The following is an 18575-nucleotide window of genomic DNA, read 5'->3' as shown; positions in this document are numbered from 1 at the left end:
CGCGGCGACGTCGTCAGCGACGCGGGCGGGCACGTTCGGCGTCCTCGTCCTCGTATTCGTCGTCGTCCTCGTCCTCGTCCTCGTCCGCATACGGCTCCTCCTCGTCGTACTCACCGTCCTCGTCGTCCTCGTCCTCGTCCTCGCCTTCGTCGTCCTCGTACTCGTCCGCCGCGTCCTCGTCCTCCTCCAGCGCCTCCTCGTGGCTCTTGACGACCTCGCCGTCGCGGATCTCGCCGCGCCAGCCCTCGATCTCCTCGTCGTCCGTCATGGTCACGTGTCGCGCGAAGTGCTTCAGGTCCAGTCGCAGCCGCCGGCCCTGGGCGCGCCAGAGGTTGCCGGTCTTCTCGAAGAAGCCCGCCGGGTAGTACTCGACGACCACGACGACCCGGGTCAGCCGGGGCGCCAGCTCGTGGAAGGTGACGACTCCGTTGGTACTGCCCTTGGCGCCCTCGGAGGTCCAGACGATCCGCTGGTCGGGGACCTGCTCCTGGACGGTCGCCTTCCAACTGCGGGTCGAGAAGGCGATCTTGACGGTCCAGTCCGAGGTCACCTCGTCGTGGGGGCTGACGCTCTGCACGCCCTTGGTGAAGTCGCTGAAGTCCTGTAGCTGCGTCCACTGGTCGTAGACGGTGCGCAGGGGGACGCCGATGTCGACGGTCTCCATGATGTGCGTCGCCTTGACGCTGCCGCCGCCCTTGGAGCCACCGGATCCGCCCTTGGAACCATCGGATCCGCCCTTCGAACCACCGGCCCCGCCCTTGGAACCACCGCCGTCGGCCGACTCGGTCAGGCGGTCGGTCAGGGAGCCGAGCCGGTCACCCGCCCTGCCGACGAGTCCGTGCCCCGCGGCGGACAGGTAGCCGCCCAGGGCGTCCTTGAGGTCGCCGAGGGGAGACGGTCCGCCGTCGCCCTTCCGGTCGGGGGTCATGCGCGCCCACCCCCGCGCCGGACGCCCGGACCGGCCGTCCGCTTCCCCGGCGCCGCCTTCTTGGCGGCCGTCTTCTTCGCGGCCTTCTTCGCGGGAGGCGCCGCCTTGCGCGGCGCGGCCTTCTTGGCCGTCTTCCGGGGCGGTTCCGGCGCGGGCCGCCGGTCTTCCGCCCGGTCCTCCTCGTCGAAGTAGGCGTCCTCGTCCCAGGTGTCGTCGCCGCCGTCGTCCCGTCGGCCCTCGCCGGTGAGCGCGTCGGTACGGTCGCGGAGCGTGTCCGCCAGGGTGGTGAGCCGGCGGTTCGCCGCGGCGGTGACGGCCGCGCGTCCGGCGGTCAGCAGCTCGCCCCGGACCTGGTCGGTCAACTCCTGGAACTGCGGCGCCCGTTGCAGACTGCCCAGCCCCTGGCCGAGCACCTGGCCGGGGGAGAGACCGACCCGTCGGCCCACCAGGTAGGAGCCGACCGCGAAGGCGAGTTTGGCCTTCTTCGTGCGCCCCAGGAGATAGCCGCCCGCCACGGCAGCCGCCATGGCCGTCCTGCTGTCGTTCATAGGTGTCGTCTCCGCGATTGATTCGTGGTGGTCGCAGGCCTGGTGGACCTGGCCGGGCGTTCGAGGAGGGTGAGGAGGCGCTCCTCCTCCCGTTCGAAGGCCGCCTCGTCGATGGCGCCCTCGTCCAGGGCCCGGTTGAGTGCGGCCAGCCGCGCCTGTACGACGCGTGGGTCATGGGCCTGGCGCCTGGCCTCCTGGAGCAGGTGGTCGGCGATCCACGCCGTGCCGCGCACCGGCGCGAGGGGCAGCAGGAGGAGACCGCTCACGATGCCCACGCCGTCACCGGCCGGCCGGTGCCGCGGGGCGCGGGTCGACGAAGCTGTAGCAGGGCAGGGGACCGGTCACGCTGAGGGCCAGCCGGTCTCCGCGGTCCCGGGCCTGTGCGGCCACCGCCTCCCTGAACCGCGGTTCGTCGGCCGAACGCAGCAGGAACGACGCGCTGAGCACCTGCTCGTCGTCGGTCGCGCCCTGGACCGTACGGACGGCGAGCGGGGCCAGCCGGTCGACGACCTCCCGGGCCGTGCGCCGCGCCTCGCGGCGCACACCCAGGGCGATCGCCTCGCCCAGCCGGACGTTGGCCTCGTAGTCCGGCCGGCGCCGGGTCCGCAGGGCCAGGGTCCGCAGCTTGTCGTCCCGGCGCACCAGGTCGGCGAAGTGGCCGGGGACCACCGTCCCCTTGACGTTGAATTCCACGCATCCCCGTACACCGTCCAGCTGTGCCGTCAGGTGGGCCGCGTCGGAGCGCAGCTGGGAGAGCAGGGCGTCGGTGCGCGGGCTGAGGACCGCGAACCGCATGGGCAGCACCGGCCCCTGCGCCGCCAGTTCGTCCAGGACGGCCTGGTGGGCCAGCAGGTCACGGCGCCGGGGCCGCAGCCGCGGGGGCGCGGCGGACACCGCGGCGCACAGCCCGGACTCCGTCAGCAGCCGTACCGGGGCGCCGTCGACGCCCGCGGAGCGGGGGGTGCGGACTCCGGCCGGGGTGATGCCGTAGACGTACAGGGCCTTCGGTACGGGGGCCGCCCCGGGAGCGGCTCCGGGGGCAGTCGTGGCGGCGGGCGCGGTCATCGGTCCTCCTCCTCGGTGCGCCGGCGGGAGCGGGAACGGGGGCGGTCGTCCTCGTCGCGGGTGCGCGCGGCGGGCCGGCTGCGGGACCGCTGCGTGCTCCTGCCGCGCTCGGCGCCCGCGCGGGGACGGTCTTCCGTCTCCTCCGGCCCCTCGTCGTGCTCGTGCTCGGGCGTGAGGACGTCACGCACCTTGTCGGTGAGGGAGCGTGCCGTGCGCCTGGCACCGGCCTTGCCCACGGTCTTGGCCATCGGGCTGCCGAACATCTCGGGCACGGTCTTGGAGCGCACGTCGTGCTCCAGGTCCAGCCGGTTGCAGGCCTCGGCGAACCGGAGATAGGTGTCGACGCTCGCGACCACGATGCGTGCGTCCACCTTGAGGATCTCGATGCCCACGAGGGAGACGCGCACGAAGACGTCGATCACCATGCCGCGGTCGAGGATGAGTTCGAGGACGTCGTAGAGGGTTCCGGCGCGGGGCGCGCAGACGACCTCGTCGTCGTAGGTGATCATGCGGTGGTCCTTCCGGGTGCGGGCCTCACGGTCCGCTCACTGGTCCTGGGCCCCGCGCCGGTAGCGCGCGATCCTGCGGTACTGGCGCAGGTCGCCCGCCGGGTCCAGCTCGACCTCGTAGGTGGCGAGCAGACTGGTGGTGTCGGGGATGCGCGCCACCTCCAGCACGTCCACGTTGACGATCCAGCCGCCGTCCTCGCTCCGGCACACCGCGGAGACCCCTTCCAGGTGGTGCCGGATCAGCTCGGACAGGGCGTCGGCGGCGTGCCGGGCGGCGTCCCGGGCGTCGCGCACGCCACGCTCGCGCGTGGTGGTGGAAGTGGTGCGGCGCCGTCGCTCGCCAGGTTCTGTCATGTGCCCACTGTGACCGTGGGACCCCGGTCCTGGCGTGCCCGGTTACCCCATCCGGGGCTGCCCCGGGCGCCGGCAGTGCAGGAAGAGGTGCGGCTCCGGCCGGGCCTCGGGGTGGGACGGGGTGAACATCGCCGCCTCCTGCGCCAGCACCTCCAGCCCGGCTTCCTCGGCCAGGGCGATCAGCTCCTGTGCGGGGAAGCTGGTGACGCGCACCGGCTGACCCATGAAGGTGGCGTCGACGCCCTCCACGTCCAGCGGCACGGTGGCCAGGACCAGGTATCCCCCAGGCTTCAGCAACCGCACCAGACGCCGGACGAGGTCCTGCTGTTCCGCCCGGTCGAGCTGGAGCAGCGAGAAGTACACGCAGACGGCGTCGAACGAGCCGTCCGCCAGCGGTACGTCACGGATGTCGGCGCACCGGAACGTGGCGGCGGGCACCTGCCGTGCGGCCAGCTCCACCATGACCGGGGAGATGTCGACGCCCAGCACCTCGTGCCCGGCGCCGGCGAGGGTCTCGGCGGTGGGCCGCCCCGTGCCGCTGCCCACGTCCAGCACCCGGCTGCCCGGCGCGAGCCGTGCCAGCAGCCACTCCAGCGAGCGGCGGTGCGTCTTCGACGCGCCGAACGCCTTCTCGTACTCGACGCCCAGCGCGTCGAACGCGGCGGCCGCCCGCGGGCGTTCCTGGTCGTCGGTCACGACGGTCGGTCCCTTCGGTGCGGTGAGCCGGTGCCCCGGCATCGTTCCACCGGTCGCGAGCCGCCGACAAGGGGCCCTCCGGGCGACGACGCGAATTGTCAGACAGGCCCTAGCCGTTCCCGTCCCGCGCCGTCTCCGGTTCGGCCATCCGGCGGTGTACGGCGGCCTTGACGCGGTCCGGCAGCACCTTGTCCGCCACCCCCTGGGCCTTGGTCTTCGCCGAGCCGGTGACCAGCTTCCCGCGGCCCTTCATGACGGCGTCGAACGCCTGCCGGGCGACCTGCGCCGGGTCGTCCTTGGGCATGGTGCCGACCTTGGTGTCCGTCATTCCGGCCCGGCGGAAGAAGTCGGTCTCGGTCGGCCCCGGCATGAAGGAGGTGACCGTGACACCGGTGTCCCCGACCTCCTCCTGGAGTGCCTGCGCGAAGGACTGCACGAACGACTTCGACGCGTTGTAGACCGACTGGAAGGAGCCCGGCATCGTCGCCGCGACCGAGGACGTGAACATGAGCCGCCCGACCCCGCGCGCCACCATGTCCCGCAGGAGGGGCTTGGTGAGCCGCACGGTCGAGGTCACGTTGAGGTCGATGACGGACTGGTCGTCCGCGAGGTCGGTGTCGACAAAGGCGCCGCCCTGCCCGACCCCGGCGTTGAGGGCCGCCACGTCCACCGCGAGCCCGGTCAGCGCGGCGATCAGCCGGTCCACGCCGTCGGGGTCCCTGAGGTCCGCGCGTACGGCCCGTACCTCCACGCCCGTCTCCCGCAGCCGCCGGGCGGCCTGCTCCAGCCGTTCGTCCTCGGCGTTGACCACGAGGTCGTAGCCGTGCTCCGCGAACAAGGCGGCCAGCTCGTACCCGATTCCGCTGGACGCCCCGGTGACCAGGGCGAGCGGCCTGCTGCCGTCCATGGTTCCTCCGTCCTCGGCGCACCCGCGCCCCTCACGGCCACCGGGTGCCCCGATCCGGGCCGTCGCCACCCGCACGGTCCGGCACGGGGCGGACCGCTCACCGCGGACGGGCCCCGGCAAGGGCCAGGTCCACCAGCCCCCGTACGAGTACGTCGTCCAGCGGCGCCCCGCTGAGCAGCACCCGCACGAACAGCGGACCGCTGACCGCCTCGATCAGCAGCCCGGCATCCGTGTCCGCGGCCAGCTCGCCCCGCTCGACGCCCCGCCGCACCATCACCACGGCGCGGTCGAGACGCTCGCTCCAGTAGGGGCCGCGCCGGTCCTCCAGGGTGTCGTCGTGCTCGACGCTCAGCCGCAGCAGCGCGCGGCCCTGCGGGGTGCCCAGCAGGCGGGCCAGGGCGGCGAAGAACGCCAGCAGGTCGTCCCGGACCCGCCCGGTGTCCGGGACCGGCAGCGCGGCGTCCAGCTCCGTCGTCAGCGCGTCCAGGATCAGGTTCTCCCGCGTGCCCCACCGCCGGTACACGGAGGTCTCGTGCACCCCGGCAGCGCGGGCCACGGCGCCGACCGTCGCACCCGCCAGGCCCTGGCTCGACAGCAGCTCCACCGTGGCCGCCAGCACGGCCTGCCGCATGCGCTCCCCACGGCGGCGCAGGGGCGGGGCGGACGGTTCCGGTGAGCTCATCGGACCAGCTTAAAGCAAGCGGGCTTGCATTGGGTGTACGGTTAACGCAAGTCGACCTGCGATGGACCGTTGGGGACCGTCCGGCGGTCGCCGCCGCACCGAGGAGGTCCTGTCATGGCGCAGATGCTCGCCGCCCGCCTGCACGTCCCGAGCCGCACGCTGCGGCTCGAAGAGGTGCCCCGCCCGCAGCCGGGCCCGGGGGAGGTGCTGGTCAAGGTCGAGGCGGCCGGCGTCTGCCTGTCCGACGTGCACCTCATCGACGGCACGCTCACCCCGCTCCTCCTCCGGGGCGACACCGTCACCCTCGGCCACGAGGTCTCCGGCACCGTCGCCGAGACCGGGGCGGGCGTCACCGCCTGGTCGCCGGGGCAGCGGGTGGTGCTGCACGCCGGCGAGAAGCGGGACGGTGTCACCTACACCCGCGGCGTCGACTACGACGGCGGCTGGGCCGAGTACGCCCTCTCCGTCGCCGACGCCATGACGCCGCTGCCGGACGCCATCCCCTTCGAACAGGGCGCGATCATCCCGGACGCCGTGTCCACCCCGTGGGGCGCGATCACCGAGACCGGGGAGGTCCGGCCCGCCGAGGCGGTCGGCGTGTGGGGCGTCGGCGGCCTCGGCGTCCACGCCGTGCAACTGCTCCGGGCGATCGGTGCCTGCCCGGTCGTGGCCGTCGACCCCAACCCCGTCGCCCGCGAACGGGCCCTGGCCGCGGGCGCCGACCTGGCCCTGGACTCCGCCGACCCGGAGCTGCGGCAGACGGTCCGTGCGGCGACGGGCGGCGCGGGGCTCGCCGCCGCCTTCGACTTCGCGGGCGTGCCGCCGGTGCGGGAGCAGGCGGTCTCCGTCCTCGCGCCCAAGGGGCGACTGGTCCTGGCCGGTCTGACCGACAAGCCGCTCACCATCACGGACGGGACCCGGTTCAGCTACCTCCAGCAGCGCATCCTCGGCCACTACGGCTCCGACATGCCGGTGGCCCTGCCACAGCTCCTGCGGCTGATCCAGGGCGGACGGCTGGACTTCTCCGGGTCCGTCAGCGGGGTGCTGCCGCTCGCCGAGGCCGCCGCGGCGGTCGCCCGGCTGGAGAAGAAGGAGGGCGACCCGATCCGGCTGGTGCTGCGCCCGTGAAGTGAGGGAAAGCTGAGAATCCCTGCGGCGTTTGAACGCTCCGGCCCCCGGTTCCGTATGGAGCCGGGGGCATTTCATGTCCGAGTCCGTCACGACACAGGAGCACGCCTTGGGACACAACAGGCGCAGACGCCCGACCGGGGCGCGGCGCGCGACCTTCGGAGCGGTCGCGCTGATACTGGGGGGCAGCGGACTGGTGGCCGTGAACGTCTTCGCCTCCGCGACCGAGTCCGGCAACGCCGCCGTTCCGCTGGGCAGTTCCGGGGTCGCGGCCACCGTCGACTGCCCCGACCTGACCGAGCGGCTCACGGCCGTTCCGGAGCAGGCCAGGCCGGAGGTGGACACCGAACTCGCCCAGCTCGACGAGCAGATCGCCGCCGCCTACCGCGGGCTTCAGGAGGCCGCCCGCACCGCGGACGACGGCACGCTCGACGAGGGCGCGATCCTCGACCCGCTGAAGAAGGAACGCGCGGCGACGATCGAGCGCATCGCCGCCGCCATCGACAAGGCCGGTGACCGTCCGGAGGGCCTGGACACCCTGGCCGAGTGCACCCTGCGCCGCACCGAGATCGCGTCGGCGGACGCGGGGAGCGGCAGCCCGGCCCAGCAGGAGCAGGAGCAGGAGCAGGGGCAGCAGGAAGGCAAGGGTGAAACGCCCGGTGACGGGCAGCAGCAGCCCGGCAACGGCGGACAGGCCGGCAACGGCCCCGTGGCGGCGGACTACGTCGACATCGAGTCCGTACAGCCCAACGCCGCGCCGGCGCCCCGGCAGAAGAAGGCCTCGACCGGTTCCTTCGCCACCAGCTGCGGCGTCAACGCCGAGGGCCTGTTCAACTCGGACAACCTGATCGCCGCCCCCGGCGTCGGCAACGGTGCCCACCACTTCCACGACTACGTCGGCAACCAGGCCAACGACGCCTTCGCCAGCGACGAGGATTTGGCCGCCGGTGACACGAGCTGCGCCGACCAGGGTGACAAGTCCTCGTACTACTGGCCCGTGCTGCGGCTCCAGAACGGCACCGCCGAACAGGACGCCCAGTCACCGGGCGGCGGCATCGAGGGCAACGCGGGCGAGATCGTCACGCCGGCCGAGGTCACCCTCACGTTCGAGGGCAACGAGCGCGGCCAGGTCACCGAGATGCCGAGGCTGCTGCGCATCATCACCGGCGACGCCAAGGCGTTCGTCAACGGCAACACCAACGCGAACGCCTCCTGGAGCTGCACCGGCTTCGAGGACCGGCAGCTGAAGGACAAGTACCCGCTCTGTCCGTCGGGCAGCGACGTGGTGCGCACCTTCACCTTCCAGAGCTGCTGGGACGGCCGCAACATCGACAGCGCCAACCACCGTACCCACATGGCCTTCGCGGGCGCCGACGGCAGTTGCCCGGAGGGGTTCCGGGCCGTTCCGCGACTGGTGCAGCGGGTCGTCTACGACGTGGCCGCGCCCAGCCTGGAGGACGGGGGCAGGACCGTTCCGCTGTTCGCCGTGGACTCCTTCCCCGAGCAGCTGCACAAGCCGGTCACGGACCACAGCGACTTCATCAACGTCTTCGACGAGGACCTGATGCGCGAGATGGTCGAATGCATCAACTCCGGTCGTGAGTGCGGTCCGGACACACCTCCGGGGTCCGAGCCGGGCCAGGGCGCGGAACAGCCCGGCGGCAACGACGGGGGACAGCCCGGCGGCAACGACGACGGGCAGACCGCCGGGCCCCCGGCCGAGCAGACCGCCACGGCCTCGGCACCCGCGGACACCGGCCAGCATGGGCAGGACGGCCAGGACGGCCAGGACGGTCAGACAGGCGGGAAGGACGCCGGGAAGGCCCCGGGCCAGAACGAGGAGCAGGACGAGCAGCGGAACGAGGGCCAGAACGAGGGCCAGAACGAGCAGCGGAACGACGGGCGGACCGGCGGGGACGAGCCCGCGCCCCCGGCCGAGGGCCAGGACGCCGACGCATCCGCCAGCGCGGAGCCCAGGGCCGCGACGACATCCGCCGACGCCCCGAACGAGGTGAGTAGCACCGGGCCCGCGCCCGCACCGCAGGCGCAGGGCGGCCTCGCCGAGACGGGTTCCGGACTAGGGCTGTGGCCCGCGGCGGTCGGCGGCGTGCTGTTCGCCGGGGGATGCGTGCTGTTGCTCCGTTCCAGGCGGCGCGCGCCGTAACGGCTGTGGGAGCCGCATGAGTGCATGAGCGTGGGTGGGCGGGGCCGTTCCCCGCCCACTCGCCGTTTGGCTCATTCGGGATGTTGCCAATTCCCGCACCCGGGCGCAGCCTGGTCTTCGAACAGACCTTGGGAGCGCTCCCACTGCTGCTCGCGAGTTCCTGTTCCTCGCTGTCCCCCCACGCGGAAGAAGGATGCCTCATGACTTGTCATGATCGCGCCAAAACGAATCTCGCCGGCAGGACCCGCCGGGCGACGACCCTGGCCCTCAGCACAGTGGCCGCGGTCCTGCTCACCCTGATCCCCTGGAGCGGCACCGCCGTCGCCCACGGCTCGGTCGTCGATCCCGCCTCCCGCAACTACGGCTGCTGGGAGCGCTGGGGCGACGACTTCCAGAACCCGGCCATGGCCGACGAGGACCCCATGTGCTGGCAGGCGTGGCAGGACAACCCCAACGCCATGTGGAACTGGAACGGCCTCTACCGCAACGGCTCGGCCGGCAACTTCGAGGCGGTCGTCCCCGACGGCCAGCTCTGCAGCGGCGGCCGGACCGAGAGCGGGCGCTACAACTCCCTGGACGCCGTGGGTCCCTGGCAGACCACGGACATTGCCGACGACTTCACCGTCAAGCTCTACGACCAGGCCAGCCACGGCGCCGACTACTTCCTGGTCTATGTCACCAAGCAGGGCTTCGACCCCGCCACCCAGGCGCTGACCTGGGGAGACCTTCAACAGGTCGCGCGCACGGGCAGCTACGGGCCCAGTCAGAACTACGAGATCCCGGTGAGCACCTCGGGACTGAGCGGCCGGCACGTCGTCTACACGATCTGGCAGGCCTCGCACATGGACCAGACGTACTTCCTGTGCAGCGACGTCGACTTCGGCTGATCCGCGCCACTCCCGTCCCCCCACCCCCGCCGGTCGCGCCCGCGCCCGGCGGGGACACCGGTCGCGACCGTCCGCCGAAGCGCTCCGCGACCGTCCCGGGTGCGGTATACGTCCCCTCATGGACTACTACGACCTGGGAGGCCACGGGCGCCCGGTGACGACCTCGTCGCCCGAGGCCCAGCGGTGGTTCGACCGTGGGCTGGTGTGGACGTACGCCTTCCACCACGAGGAGGCGGTCGCCTGCTTCGAGGCCGCCGTCGCGGCGGACCCGGACTGCGCCATGGCCCACTGGGGCATCGCCCACGCACTCGGCCCCAACTACAACAAGCCGTGGGAGGCCTTCGACACCGAGGAGCTGACCCGGACCGTCGACCGCACCCACGCCGCCGTCGAACGCGCCCACGACCTGGCCGGTCGGGCCACGCCGGTCGAGCGGGCCCTGATCGGCGCCCTGCGCGCCCGCTACCCGCAGGCGAGCGCCGTCGAGGACTGCTCGGTGTGGAACCCGCCGTACGCCGACGGCATGCGCACCGCGTACGAACTGGCCTCCGACGACCTCGACGTGGCGGCCCTCTACGCGGACGCCCTGATGAACCTGACACCCTGGCAGCTGTGGGACCTGCGCACCGGGCTGCCCGCGGAGGGCGCGCGCACCCTGGCGGCGAAGGAGGTGCTGGAGCGTGCCCTGGCCGCGGAGGGGGGCCGCGACCACCCCGGCGTCGTGCACCTCTACATCCACCTGATGGAGATGTCGCCCACCCCCGAGGCGGCCCTCACGGTCGCCGACCGGCTGCGCGGCCTGGTCCCGGACGCGGGGCACCTGCTGCACATGCCCTCGCACCTCGAAGTGCTGTGCGGCGACTACCGCCGCGTGGTGTCGGACAACGAGGCCGCGATCGCCGCCGACGAGAAGTTCCTGGCGCGGTCGGGGGCGATGAACTTCTACACCCTCTACCGCGCGCACAACCACCACTTCAAGATCTACGGCGCGATGTTCCTGGGCCGGTACGAGGTCGCCCTCGACGCCGCGGCCCGCCTGGAGGCGTCCGTTCCCGGGGAACTGCTGCGGGTGGAGAGCCCGCCGATGGCCGACTGGCTGGAGGCCTTCCTGGCCATGCGGGTGCACGTCCTGATCCGGTTCGGCCGCTGGGCGGACATCCTCGCCCTGCCACTGCCGGACGACCCGCGTCTGTACTGCGTGACGACCGCGATGCTGCACTACGCCCGCGGCGTCGCCCTCTCGGCCACCGGCCGGGTCGCGGAGGCGGAGACCGAACGCGGACTGTTCCGCGAGGCGGTCGACCGGGTGCCCGAGTCCCGCACGCTGTTCAACAACACCTGCGCCGACATCCTCGCCATCGCCTCCGCCATGCTCGACGGCGAGCTGGAGTACCGCAGGGGCGACCACGCCGCCGCCTTCACCGCCCTGGAGCGCTCCATCGAGCTGGACGACAATCTGCCCTACGACGAACCCTGGGGCTGGATGCAGCCCACCCGGCACGCCTACGGCGCCCTGCTCCTGGAACAGGGCCGGACCGCCGAGGCCGAGGCGGTCTACCGGGCCGACCTGGGTCTGGACGACACCCTGCCCCGCCCGCTCCAGCACCCGAACAACGTCTGGGCCCTGCACGGGCTCCACGAGTGCCTCGTACGGCTCGGCAGGGCGGGGGAGGCCCGGATCGTGGCACAGCAGCTGAAGCTCGCCGCCGCTCTGGCGGACGTGCCGGTCGAGGCGTCCTGCTTCTGCCGCCTCGACACCGCCCGCGCCGCCCCGGCCACCGACGGCGGCACCGGCTGCTGCGCGACGGACCACTGACCCTCGGGGTCCGAGTCAGACGTTGACGCCGAAGTCCGCGGCGATCCCGGCGAGACCCGAGGCGTACCCCTGCCCGACCGCGCGGAACTTCCACTCGGCGCCGTGCCGGTACAGCTCGCCGAAGACCATCGCGGTCTCGGTCGAGGCGTCCTCGGACAGGTCGTAGCGGGCGAGTTCCTGGTTGTTCGCCTGGTTGACGACCCGGATGAAGGCGTTGCGGACCTGGCCGAAGCTCTGGCCGCGGTTCTCCGCGTCGTGGATCGAGACGGGGAAGACGATCCGGCCCACCTCGGCCGGGACCGCGACGAGGTTCACCTTGACCGCCTCGTCGTCGCCCTCGCCCTCACCGGTGAGGTTGTCGCCGGTGTGCTCGACCGAGCCGTCCGGGCTGGTGAGGTTGTTGTAGAAGACGAAGTGCCGGTCCGATAGCACCTTGCCCGACGCGTCCAGGAGCAGCGCCGAGGCGTCCAGGTCGTAGTCGGTGCCGGTCGTGGTGCGCACGTCCCAGCCCAGACCCACCAGCACGGCGGTCAGGCCGGGCGCCTCCTTGCTGAGCGAGACGTTGCCGCCCTTGGCCAGGGAAACTCCCACTGCGTTCTCCTTCGTCGCGTCCGTCGTGTTCCATGTGTGCCTGCCGACAATCTACAGCACTGTAGAAGAAACCTTTCTATACGATGTCGCTCCGGAAGACGATCGGCGGCGGAAGGAGGCGGGCCGTGACGGATGACCGGCGTCCGCGGCGACGGGGGCAGGGTGAGCTGGAGGCGCTGGTGCTGTCCGCGCTGCGCGAGGCGGACGGGCCCGCGACGGCCGGCTGGGTGCAGGAGCGCCTCGGCGGCGACCTCGCCTACACCACGGTGATCACGATCCTGACCCGGCTCCTGGAGAAGGGTGCCGTCAGCCGGGAGCGGGCGGGCCGGTCCTTCGCCTGGACGCCCGCCGCCGACCAGGCGGGACTGGCCGCCCGGAAGATGCGCAAGGTCCTGGACGCCGAGAGCGACCGGGAGGCGGTGCTGGCCAGCTTCGTCACCGGCCTGGACCCCGACGACGAACGGCTGCTGCGCGAACTGCTGGGGCACGCGCGTGCCGCGGAGGACGGCTGACACCGTATGGGAGTCTTCGTCTTCCTGCCCCTGGTCCTGCCGCTGACGGCGTGGCCGATCGCCAGGCTGGCCGAGCAGCACCTGCACCCGCGCACGGCGACCAGGCTGCTCACCGTCGTCGCCGCCGTGATGGCGCTGTGCAGCACGCTGTGCCTGGCCCTGGTGATGGTGGTCGGCACCGCGCAACTGCCGGGCAACCCGCTCCCCGACGGCTGGTCGGACCCGGAGGTGCGGGCGGCGGTGCCCTACGACGAGGTCGTCGGCAAGACGGCGATCCCCGCCCTGTGCGCCGTGGTCGCGGCCTCGGTGCGGGCCCTGTGGCGGCACCGCAGGGTGCGCCGTGCCGCCCACCGCGCACTGGCCGGACTGCCGGGCACCGGGGTGGCCGTGCTGCCGGACGACGTGCCCTACGCGTACGCGCTGCCCGGTGGACGCCGTGACCGCGTGGTGGTGAGCACGGCCCTGCTCGACTGCCTCGAACCGGGGGAGCGGCGCGCGCTGTTCGCCCACGAGCGCGCCCATCTCGCCGCCCGGCACCACCGCTTCCTGCTCGCCGTGCGGCTGGCCGCGCTGGCCAACCCGTTCCTGCGCCCGCTGCGGACCGCCGTGACCTACACGGCGGAGCGGTGGGCGGACGAGGCGGCCGCACGGACGGTCGGCGACCGGCGGACGGTCGCGACCGCGATCGGCAAGGCGGCCCTGGTCTCCCGCGGCACACCCGTCGCCACCCTCGCGGGGCTCGCGGCGCCCGGTCCGGTGCCGCGCCGGGTGGCGGCCCTGCTCGGCCCGGCACCCTCGGTCCGTACCTGGCCCCCGGTGTTCACCTCGGTGGGCCTGGCCGCGTGGGTCGCGGCCGCGGGCACCGCCGTCTCGGCGATGTCGTCCGCGAACGCCGCCGTCACCATGTTCCTCATCCTCCGGGCCGCGACGCCCCTGTGAGGGCTCCTCACTCGATCGGGTGAGCAACCAATCCGGGGCCGGAGCGGCTCCGGATTCCCCGTGTGAGGGAAGAACCGAGACCACGCCGACAGCGAACCGGCGGCTGACCCCGGATCGCCACCACGTCAACCCTGTACCGCACCTCACCGCACCTCTGTACCGCAACTCCGCAGCCAACCCTGCACCCGACTCTGCGTCGACGCAGCCTTCGTGCTGCCTGTTTTGAGGGAGATTCTCCATGAACGCCCGTATTCGTCGTTCCGCCGTTGCCGTCGCCGCGGCCGCCGTCCTGCCCCTTTCCCTGGCCGCGTGCTCCGACGACGGCGACAGCGGCTCCTCGGATTCGGCCCAGGCCGCCTCCTCGGCCCCCGCGGCGACCGACGACAAGTCGTCCGACACCTCCGGCGGCACGGCGGACTCCGACGAGCCGTTCGGTCCCGCCTGCTCCACGGTGCCGAAGGAGGGCGCCGGTTCGTTCGACGGCATGGCCAAGGACCCGGTCGCCACGGCCGCCTCCAACAACCCGGCGCTGTCCACGCTGGTCTCGGCGGTGAAGAAGGCCGGACTGGTCGACACCCTCAACAACGCCGAGAACATCACCGTGTTCGCGCCGACCAACGACGCCTTCGCCAAGATCCCGAAGGCCGACCTGGACAAGGTCCTGAACGACAAGGCGATGCTCACCGACATCCTGACCTACCACGTGGTCGGCCAGAAGCTGGCTCCGAAGGACCTGGAGAACGGCTCCTTCGACACCCTGCAGAAGTCGAAGCTGACCACCTCGGGCTCGGACGAGTCCTACCAGGTCAACGACGCGGCGAAGGTCGTCTGCGGCAACGTGAAGACCGCAAACGCCAACGTCTACATCATCGACTCCGTCCTGATGCCCAAGAGCTGACGTCAGGCGTCCGTCAGACCGGCGGCGAGCGTGGCCCCCAACTCCCAGCAGGCCTCCAGGTCGGCCTTGCCGGGTTCACCGGTCACGCTCACCGCGGGCGCCGCCCGCCGCCAGCCGAGGCCGGTCGTGACCGACTCGACGGCGCGCACCGCGCCCGTGGTGTCGCTGCCCCCGTGCACGTAGGAGCCGAAGGGGCGGCCGCGCGTCTCGTCCAGGCACGGGTAGTAGACCTGGTCGAAGAAGTGCTTGAGCGCACCCGACATGTAGCCCAGATTGGCCGGGGTGCCCAGCAGGTACCCGTCGGCCTCCAGCACGTCGACCGCCGTGGCCGCGAGCGCCGCCCGCCGGACCACCCGGACCCCCTCGATCCCGGGCGCGGTCGCCCCGGACACGGCGGACTCCAGCATCGCCTGGCAGTTCGGCGACGGCGTGTGATGCACGATCAGCAAAGTAGCCACGCCCGAACCCTGCCGCCCGGCCCCCGCGCGTGGCAAGGAACGCGCCCGGTACGACCGCTCCCGGGCGCGTTCCTTTCGCGCGCACCGCTCACCCGCCGTCCGGCCCGCCCCCGTCCCCGGAGCCCCGCTCAGCGCCGAGCCGGAGCTCCCGGCCCTCCCAGCGGCCGCGCAGCCACCGGTCGTGGCTGGCGACGACGACGGCGCCGGGCCCGCCGCCGAGCGCGTCCTCCAGTTCGTCGCAGAGCCGAGGGGAGAGGTGGTTGGTGGGCTCGTCGAGCAGCAGCAACTGGGGCGGGCGCGCCATCAGCAGCGCGAGGGCGAGACGGCGGCGCTGCCCGGCCGACAGACGGCCGACCCGCTGGTCGAGATCCGCCTCGTGCAGCAGGCCCAGCGAGCGCAGCGGCACCGCATGAGCGCGTTCCGTGCCGAGCGCCGCCTCGTAGGTCTCCCGCACGGTCCGGTCCGGCCGGTCGAAGACCGTGTCCTGGGGGAGCAGCCCCACCGTCAGCCCGGGTCGGCGGCGTACCTCGCCCGCGGCGGCGAGGTGCCCCGCGAGGACGGCCAGCAGGGTCGACTTGCCGGTGCCGTTGCCCCCGGTGACCAGGAGGCGCTCGGTCGCCGACACCGTCAGCCGGGCCGGCGCGAGCCGTCCCGGCACCCGCGCCGCGCGCAGGGACACCAGTGGCTCCTCGCCCGGCGCGGCCGGTTCGGCGAGTGCGGTGCCCGCGAAGCGCAGCGGCCGCGGGGGCTCGGCCACCTGGGCGCGCTTCAACTCCTCCAGCCTGCGGGCGGCGTTGCGGACCCGACGGGAGATCTGGTGCTGCACCCGGCCCGCGCGACGGCCGTAGCCCATCTTCTCGTTGTCGCGCGGCCCCCGGTCCGGAGCGACGCGGTGCGCGGTGACCCCGGCCGACCGGCGCAGCCCCGCCAGCTCCTCCTGCTCCTCGGCCCAGCGCCGCTCCCAGCGTTCGCGTTCGGCGCGCTGGGCGGCCAGGTAGGAGCTGTAGCCGCCGCCGTACCGCACCGGGCCGTCCACCGCAGGGTCGAGGTCGATCAGGTCGGTGCACACGGCATCGAGGAAGGCCCGGTCGTGACCGGCCACCACGACCACCCCGGGCAGGGCGCGCACCTGCTCCTCGACGAACGCGACGGCGTCGTCGTCCAGGTGGTTGGTCGGTTCGTCCAGCAGCAGGGCGGACGGCCTGCGCACCAGCAGTGCCGCCAGCGCCAGCCGGCCCCGCTGCCCGCCCGACAGCGAACCGAGGCGGCGAGCGTGCCCGAGCCCGCCGAGGCCGAGCCCGTCGAGCACGAGCGCCGCGCGCCGGTCGGCGTCCCAGGCCTCCCGCTCCCGGGCCTGTTCGAGCCGGGTGCCGTACGCGTCGAGCAGCTCCGGGTAGGCGGGGTCGTCCTGCGGGGTCCGGGCGAGCAGCTCGGTCAGCTCCGCCAGCCGGGCGAGGTCCTCGCGGGCCTCGCGCAGGGCGTCGTCGAGCACGTCGGCGAGGGTGGACCCGGCCTCGTAGGGCATCTCCTGGTGCAGGAAACCGAGGTCGGGCGGGCGGACGACGCTCCCCGAGTCCGGCTCGTCGACGCCCGCCAGCAGGCGCAGCAGGGTCGACTTGCCGACCCCGTTCTCCCCGATCAGGCCGATGCGGTGGCCGGGGGAGGCGGTGAGCGAGACACCGTCGAGGACCCGGCGGTCGCCGAGGGTGCGCACGAGGTCGTGGGCGAGCAGGGCAGGGTGGGACAGGGAAGGCATGGGGATCCGTTCAGCGTGGTCGGTGGACGGCCCGCGGGGCGGTGCGCCTCGGTCACGGGCCGGGTCGGCACGCCGCCGGCTCACACCTCGGGCGCCCCCGTCTCCGTCAGCTCGCCGCCGGCCAGCCGCAGCCACCGGTCGACGCCGATCTCGCGCAGGAACCGCCGGTCGTGACTGACCACCACGAAGGCACCCCGATAGGAGTTCAGGGCGCTCTCCAGCTGTCCGGCGCCCACCAGGTCGAGGTTGTTCGTCGGCTCGTCCAGGAGCAGCAGGTGCGGGGCCGGCTCCGCACACAGGACGCACGCCAGGGTGGCCCGCAGCCGCTCGCCGCCGGAGAGCACGCCGACCGGCAGGTGGGCACGGGCGCCCCGGAAGAGGAAGCGGGCGAGCAGGTTCATCCGCTCCGCCTCCGGCCGGTCCGGGGCGTAGGCGGCGAAGTTCTCGGCGACGGTGCGCGCGTCGTCCAGCAGGTCCAGCCGCTGGGAGAGGTAGGCGATGCGCCCGTCGGCACGCCTGACCTCGCCGCCCTGCGGGGTCAGGCCGCCCTCGACCAGGCGCAGCAGGGTGCTCTTGCCCGTGCCGTTGGCCCCGGTCAGCGCGATCCGTTCGGGGCCGCGGACCGTCAGGTCGACGCCCGCGCCCGCGAAGACGTCCCTTTCGCCGAGCCGGACCCGCAGCCCCGCACCGAGGAAGAGGGTGCGGCCGGCCGGGACGCGGGTCTCGGGCAGGTCCAGCGCCAGGCGCTGCTCCTCGCGCAGCGACCGCTCCGCCTCGTCCAGCCGTGCCTTCGCGTCACCGACCCGGTTCGCATGGGTCTGGCCCGCCCGGCCGGTGGACTCCTGGGCGCCGCGCTTCATGTTGCCCGCGAAGATGCGGGGAAGCCCGGCGTTCTTGAGGTTGCGGGCGGCGTTGCTCGCGCGCCGGTCGGCGCGCTCGCGGGCCTGCTGCAGCTCCCGCTTCTCCCGCTTCAGCTCCTGCTCGGCGTTGCGGACGTTCTTCTCGGCGACTTCCTGCTCGGCGCGGACGGCTTCCTCGTACTCGGTGAAGTTGCCGCCGTAGAAGCGCAGTTCGCCGCTGCCGAGTTCGGCGATGCGCTCCATGCGGTCGAGCAGCTCCCGGTCGTGGCTGACCAGCAGCAGGCAGCCGTTGTAGTCCGTCAGTACGTCGTGGAGCCTGCCGCGGGCCTCCACATCGAGGTTGTTGGTGGGCTCGTCCAGCAGGAGCACGTCGGGCCGCTTCAGCAGTTGGGCGGCGAGTCCGAGGGAGACGATCTGACCACCGCTGAGCGTGCTCAGCCGCCGGTCCAGGGCGAGCGTGCCGAGGCCCAGCCGGTCGAGCTGGGCGTGAGTGCGCTCCTCGACGTCCCAGTCGTCGCCGATCGTCGTGAAGTGCTCCTCGGCCACGTCCCCGGACTCCACGGCGTCGATGGCCCGGATCACGGCGTCCACACCGAGGACCTCGGCCACGGTGAGGCCGCCCGTCAGCGGGAGGGCCTGCGGCAGGTGGCCGAGCGCGCCGGTCACCGTCACGGAGCCCGCGGTGGGCCGCAGTTCACCGGCGATCAGCTTCAGCAGGGTGGACTTGCCGGCCCCGTTGGGGGCCACCAGGCCCGTACGGCCCGCGCCCACGGTGAAGGACAGGTCCTCGAAGACGGGGGTGTCGTCGGGCCAGGCGAAGGACAGGTTGGAGCAGCGGACAGTGGCGTCGGACATGGAGACGACCTCGTGGAGGTGA

The 18575-nt window shown here is 73.0% G+C and carries 20 protein-coding genes; 7 read left to right on the top strand and 13 right to left on the bottom strand.

From position 1 onward, the window contains the following. Positions 1–13: 13 nt before the first annotated feature. The 9 genes from ACZ7MF_RS17665 to ACZ7MF_RS17625 form a co-directional block, all read right to left on the bottom strand. A complete protein-coding gene (locus tag ACZ7MF_RS17665; RefSeq protein ID WP_471477704.1) occupies positions 14–928 on the bottom strand; it encodes an SRPBCC family protein in 915 nt (304 codons plus the stop codon). Then, the gene (locus ACZ7MF_RS17660; protein WP_471477703.1) at positions 925–1476 is read right to left on the bottom strand and encodes a hypothetical protein; all 552 of its coding nucleotides are present in this window, start codon (positions 1474–1476) and stop codon (positions 925–927) included. The genes ACZ7MF_RS17665 and ACZ7MF_RS17660 overlap by 4 nt, the downstream gene beginning before the upstream one ends. Beyond that, complete coding sequence (locus tag ACZ7MF_RS17655; RefSeq protein WP_471477702.1) at positions 1473–1751, bottom strand: gas vesicle protein GvpG; 279 nt, start codon at positions 1749–1751, stop codon at positions 1473–1475. Before ACZ7MF_RS17655 ends, ACZ7MF_RS17660 begins: the two co-directional genes overlap by 4 nt. 4 nt (positions 1752–1755) lie before the next feature. Then, complete coding sequence (locus ACZ7MF_RS17650; protein WP_471477701.1) at positions 1756–2541, bottom strand: GvpL/GvpF family gas vesicle protein; 786 nt, start codon at positions 2539–2541, stop codon at positions 1756–1758. Continuing rightward, entirely contained in the window at positions 2538–3050 is a 513-nt protein-coding gene (locus ACZ7MF_RS17645; RefSeq protein ID WP_471477700.1) for a gas vesicle structural protein GvpA, read from the bottom strand. The genes ACZ7MF_RS17650 and ACZ7MF_RS17645 overlap by 4 nt, the downstream gene beginning before the upstream one ends. Positions 3051–3086: 36 nt before the next feature. Continuing rightward, positions 3087–3404 (bottom strand): gas vesicle protein GvpO, encoded by a 318-nt coding sequence (locus ACZ7MF_RS17640; protein WP_471477699.1) that lies wholly within the window; start codon positions 3402–3404, stop codon positions 3087–3089. Positions 3405–3446: 42 nt separating this feature from the next. Then, positions 3447–4142: a class I SAM-dependent methyltransferase gene (locus ACZ7MF_RS17635; protein WP_471477698.1), complete on the bottom strand. Its 696-nt coding sequence runs from the start codon at positions 4140–4142 to the stop codon at positions 3447–3449. Between the two features lie 67 nt (positions 4143–4209). Further along, positions 4210–5007 carry an SDR family NAD(P)-dependent oxidoreductase gene (locus ACZ7MF_RS17630; protein WP_471477697.1) on the bottom strand — a complete coding sequence of 266 codons (798 nt, stop codon included), beginning with the start codon at positions 5005–5007 and terminating at the stop codon, positions 4210–4212. Between the two features lie 97 nt (positions 5008–5104). After that, complete coding sequence (locus tag ACZ7MF_RS17625; protein WP_471477696.1) at positions 5105–5689, bottom strand: TetR/AcrR family transcriptional regulator; 585 nt, start codon at positions 5687–5689, stop codon at positions 5105–5107. Positions 5690–5803: 114 nt separating this feature from the next. Between ACZ7MF_RS17625 and ACZ7MF_RS17620 the strand changes: the two genes are divergently transcribed. From ACZ7MF_RS17620 to ACZ7MF_RS17605, 4 genes are all read left to right on the top strand, one after another. Beyond that, positions 5804–6817, top strand: coding sequence for a zinc-binding dehydrogenase (locus ACZ7MF_RS17620; RefSeq protein WP_471477695.1), 1014 nt, complete (start codon positions 5804–5806; stop codon positions 6815–6817). A 196-nt stretch (positions 6818–7013) separates the two neighbouring features. Next, on the top strand, positions 7014–8981 hold the full coding sequence (locus ACZ7MF_RS17615) for a DUF1996 domain-containing protein (RefSeq protein ID WP_471478867.1): 1968 nt from the start codon (positions 7014–7016) through the stop codon (positions 8979–8981). Between the two features lie 200 nt (positions 8982–9181). Continuing rightward, positions 9182–9868, top strand: coding sequence for a lytic polysaccharide monooxygenase auxiliary activity family 9 protein (locus tag ACZ7MF_RS17610; RefSeq protein WP_471477694.1), 687 nt, complete (start codon positions 9182–9184; stop codon positions 9866–9868). Between the two features lie 118 nt (positions 9869–9986). After that, a complete protein-coding gene (locus tag ACZ7MF_RS17605; protein WP_471477693.1) occupies positions 9987–11684 on the top strand; it encodes a hypothetical protein in 1698 nt (565 codons plus the stop codon). A 15-nt stretch (positions 11685–11699) separates the two neighbouring features. Here the strand turns inward: ACZ7MF_RS17605 and ACZ7MF_RS17600 are convergent, their stop codons facing one another. Beyond that, on the bottom strand, positions 11700–12275 hold the full coding sequence (locus tag ACZ7MF_RS17600) for a TerD family protein (protein ID WP_356855889.1): 576 nt from the start codon (positions 12273–12275) through the stop codon (positions 11700–11702). A gap of 83 nt (positions 12276–12358) precedes the next feature. On the opposite strand from ACZ7MF_RS17600, the gene ACZ7MF_RS17595 reads away from it, so the two are divergent. The 3 genes from ACZ7MF_RS17595 (at position 12359) to ACZ7MF_RS17585 (ending at position 14624) form a co-directional block, all read left to right on the top strand. Further along, positions 12359–12787 carry a BlaI/MecI/CopY family transcriptional regulator gene (locus ACZ7MF_RS17595; protein ID WP_398327270.1) on the top strand — a complete coding sequence of 143 codons (429 nt, stop codon included), beginning with the start codon at positions 12359–12361 and terminating at the stop codon, positions 12785–12787. Positions 12788–12793: 6 nt separating this feature from the next. Next, positions 12794–13726: a M56 family metallopeptidase gene (locus ACZ7MF_RS17590; protein ID WP_471477692.1), complete on the top strand. Its 933-nt coding sequence runs from the start codon at positions 12794–12796 to the stop codon at positions 13724–13726. Between the two features lie 238 nt (positions 13727–13964). Beyond that, a complete protein-coding gene (locus tag ACZ7MF_RS17585; protein ID WP_471477691.1) occupies positions 13965–14624 on the top strand; it encodes a fasciclin domain-containing protein in 660 nt (219 codons plus the stop codon). A gap of 2 nt (positions 14625–14626) precedes the next feature. Here the strand turns inward: ACZ7MF_RS17585 and ACZ7MF_RS17580 are convergent, their stop codons facing one another. The 3 genes from ACZ7MF_RS17580 to abc-f form a co-directional block, all read right to left on the bottom strand. Beyond that, complete coding sequence (locus ACZ7MF_RS17580) at positions 14627–15082, bottom strand: flavodoxin family protein (RefSeq protein ID WP_471477690.1); 456 nt, start codon at positions 15080–15082, stop codon at positions 14627–14629. Between the two features lie 88 nt (positions 15083–15170). Further along, positions 15171–16838 (bottom strand): ABC-F family ATP-binding cassette domain-containing protein, encoded by a 1668-nt coding sequence (locus tag ACZ7MF_RS17575; RefSeq protein WP_471477689.1) that lies wholly within the window; start codon positions 16836–16838, stop codon positions 15171–15173. Between the two features lie 80 nt (positions 16839–16918). Then, complete coding sequence (gene abc-f / locus ACZ7MF_RS17570; protein ID WP_471477688.1) at positions 16919–18553, bottom strand: ribosomal protection-like ABC-F family protein; 1635 nt, start codon at positions 18551–18553, stop codon at positions 16919–16921. Positions 18554–18575 lie beyond the last annotated feature (22 nt).

This window comes from Streptomyces sp. NPDC111628 (assembly GCF_055635195.1).
The sequence above is the reverse complement of the archived record's forward strand: the minus strand, read 5'-3'. Positions and strand labels throughout refer to the sequence as shown.

Bases quoted from the DNA above. Each gene is read 5' to 3' on its own strand.
- ACZ7MF_RS17665 (WP_471477704.1), bottom strand. From the start codon at position 928: ATGACCCCCGACCGGAAGGGCGACGGCGGACCGTCTCCCCTCGGCGAC.
- ACZ7MF_RS17660 (WP_471477703.1), bottom strand. From the start codon at position 1,476: ATGAACGACAGCAGGACGGCCATGGCGGCTGCCGTGGCGGGCGGCTAT.
- ACZ7MF_RS17650 (WP_471477701.1), bottom strand. From the start codon at position 2,541: ATGACCGCGCCCGCCGCCACGACTGCCCCCGGAGCCGCTCCCGGGGCG.
- ACZ7MF_RS17645 (WP_471477700.1), bottom strand. From the start codon at position 3,050: ATGATCACCTACGACGACGAGGTCGTCTGCGCGCCCCGCGCCGGAACC.
- ACZ7MF_RS17640 (WP_471477699.1), bottom strand. From the start codon at position 3,404: ATGACAGAACCTGGCGAGCGACGGCGCCGCACCACTTCCACCACCACG.
- ACZ7MF_RS17635 (WP_471477698.1), bottom strand. From the start codon at position 4,142: ATGCCGGGGCACCGGCTCACCGCACCGAAGGGACCGACCGTCGTGACC.
- ACZ7MF_RS17630 (WP_471477697.1), bottom strand. From the start codon at position 5,007: ATGGACGGCAGCAGGCCGCTCGCCCTGGTCACCGGGGCGTCCAGCGGA.
- ACZ7MF_RS17625 (WP_471477696.1), bottom strand. From the start codon at position 5,689: ATGAGCTCACCGGAACCGTCCGCCCCGCCCCTGCGCCGCCGTGGGGAG.
- ACZ7MF_RS17620 (WP_471477695.1), top strand. From the start codon at position 5,804: ATGGCGCAGATGCTCGCCGCCCGCCTGCACGTCCCGAGCCGCACGCTG.
- ACZ7MF_RS17610 (WP_471477694.1), top strand. From the start codon at position 9,182: ATGACTTGTCATGATCGCGCCAAAACGAATCTCGCCGGCAGGACCCGC.
- ACZ7MF_RS17605 (WP_471477693.1), top strand. From the start codon at position 9,987: ATGGACTACTACGACCTGGGAGGCCACGGGCGCCCGGTGACGACCTCG.
- ACZ7MF_RS17595 (WP_398327270.1), top strand. From the start codon at position 12,359: ATGTCGCTCCGGAAGACGATCGGCGGCGGAAGGAGGCGGGCCGTGACG.
- ACZ7MF_RS17590 (WP_471477692.1), top strand. From the start codon at position 12,794: ATGGGAGTCTTCGTCTTCCTGCCCCTGGTCCTGCCGCTGACGGCGTGG.
- ACZ7MF_RS17585 (WP_471477691.1), top strand. From the start codon at position 13,965: ATGAACGCCCGTATTCGTCGTTCCGCCGTTGCCGTCGCCGCGGCCGCC.
- ACZ7MF_RS17575 (WP_471477689.1), bottom strand. From the start codon at position 16,838: ATGCCTTCCCTGTCCCACCCTGCCCTGCTCGCCCACGACCTCGTGCGC.
- abc-f (WP_471477688.1), bottom strand. From the start codon at position 18,553: ATGTCCGACGCCACTGTCCGCTGCTCCAACCTGTCCTTCGCCTGGCCC.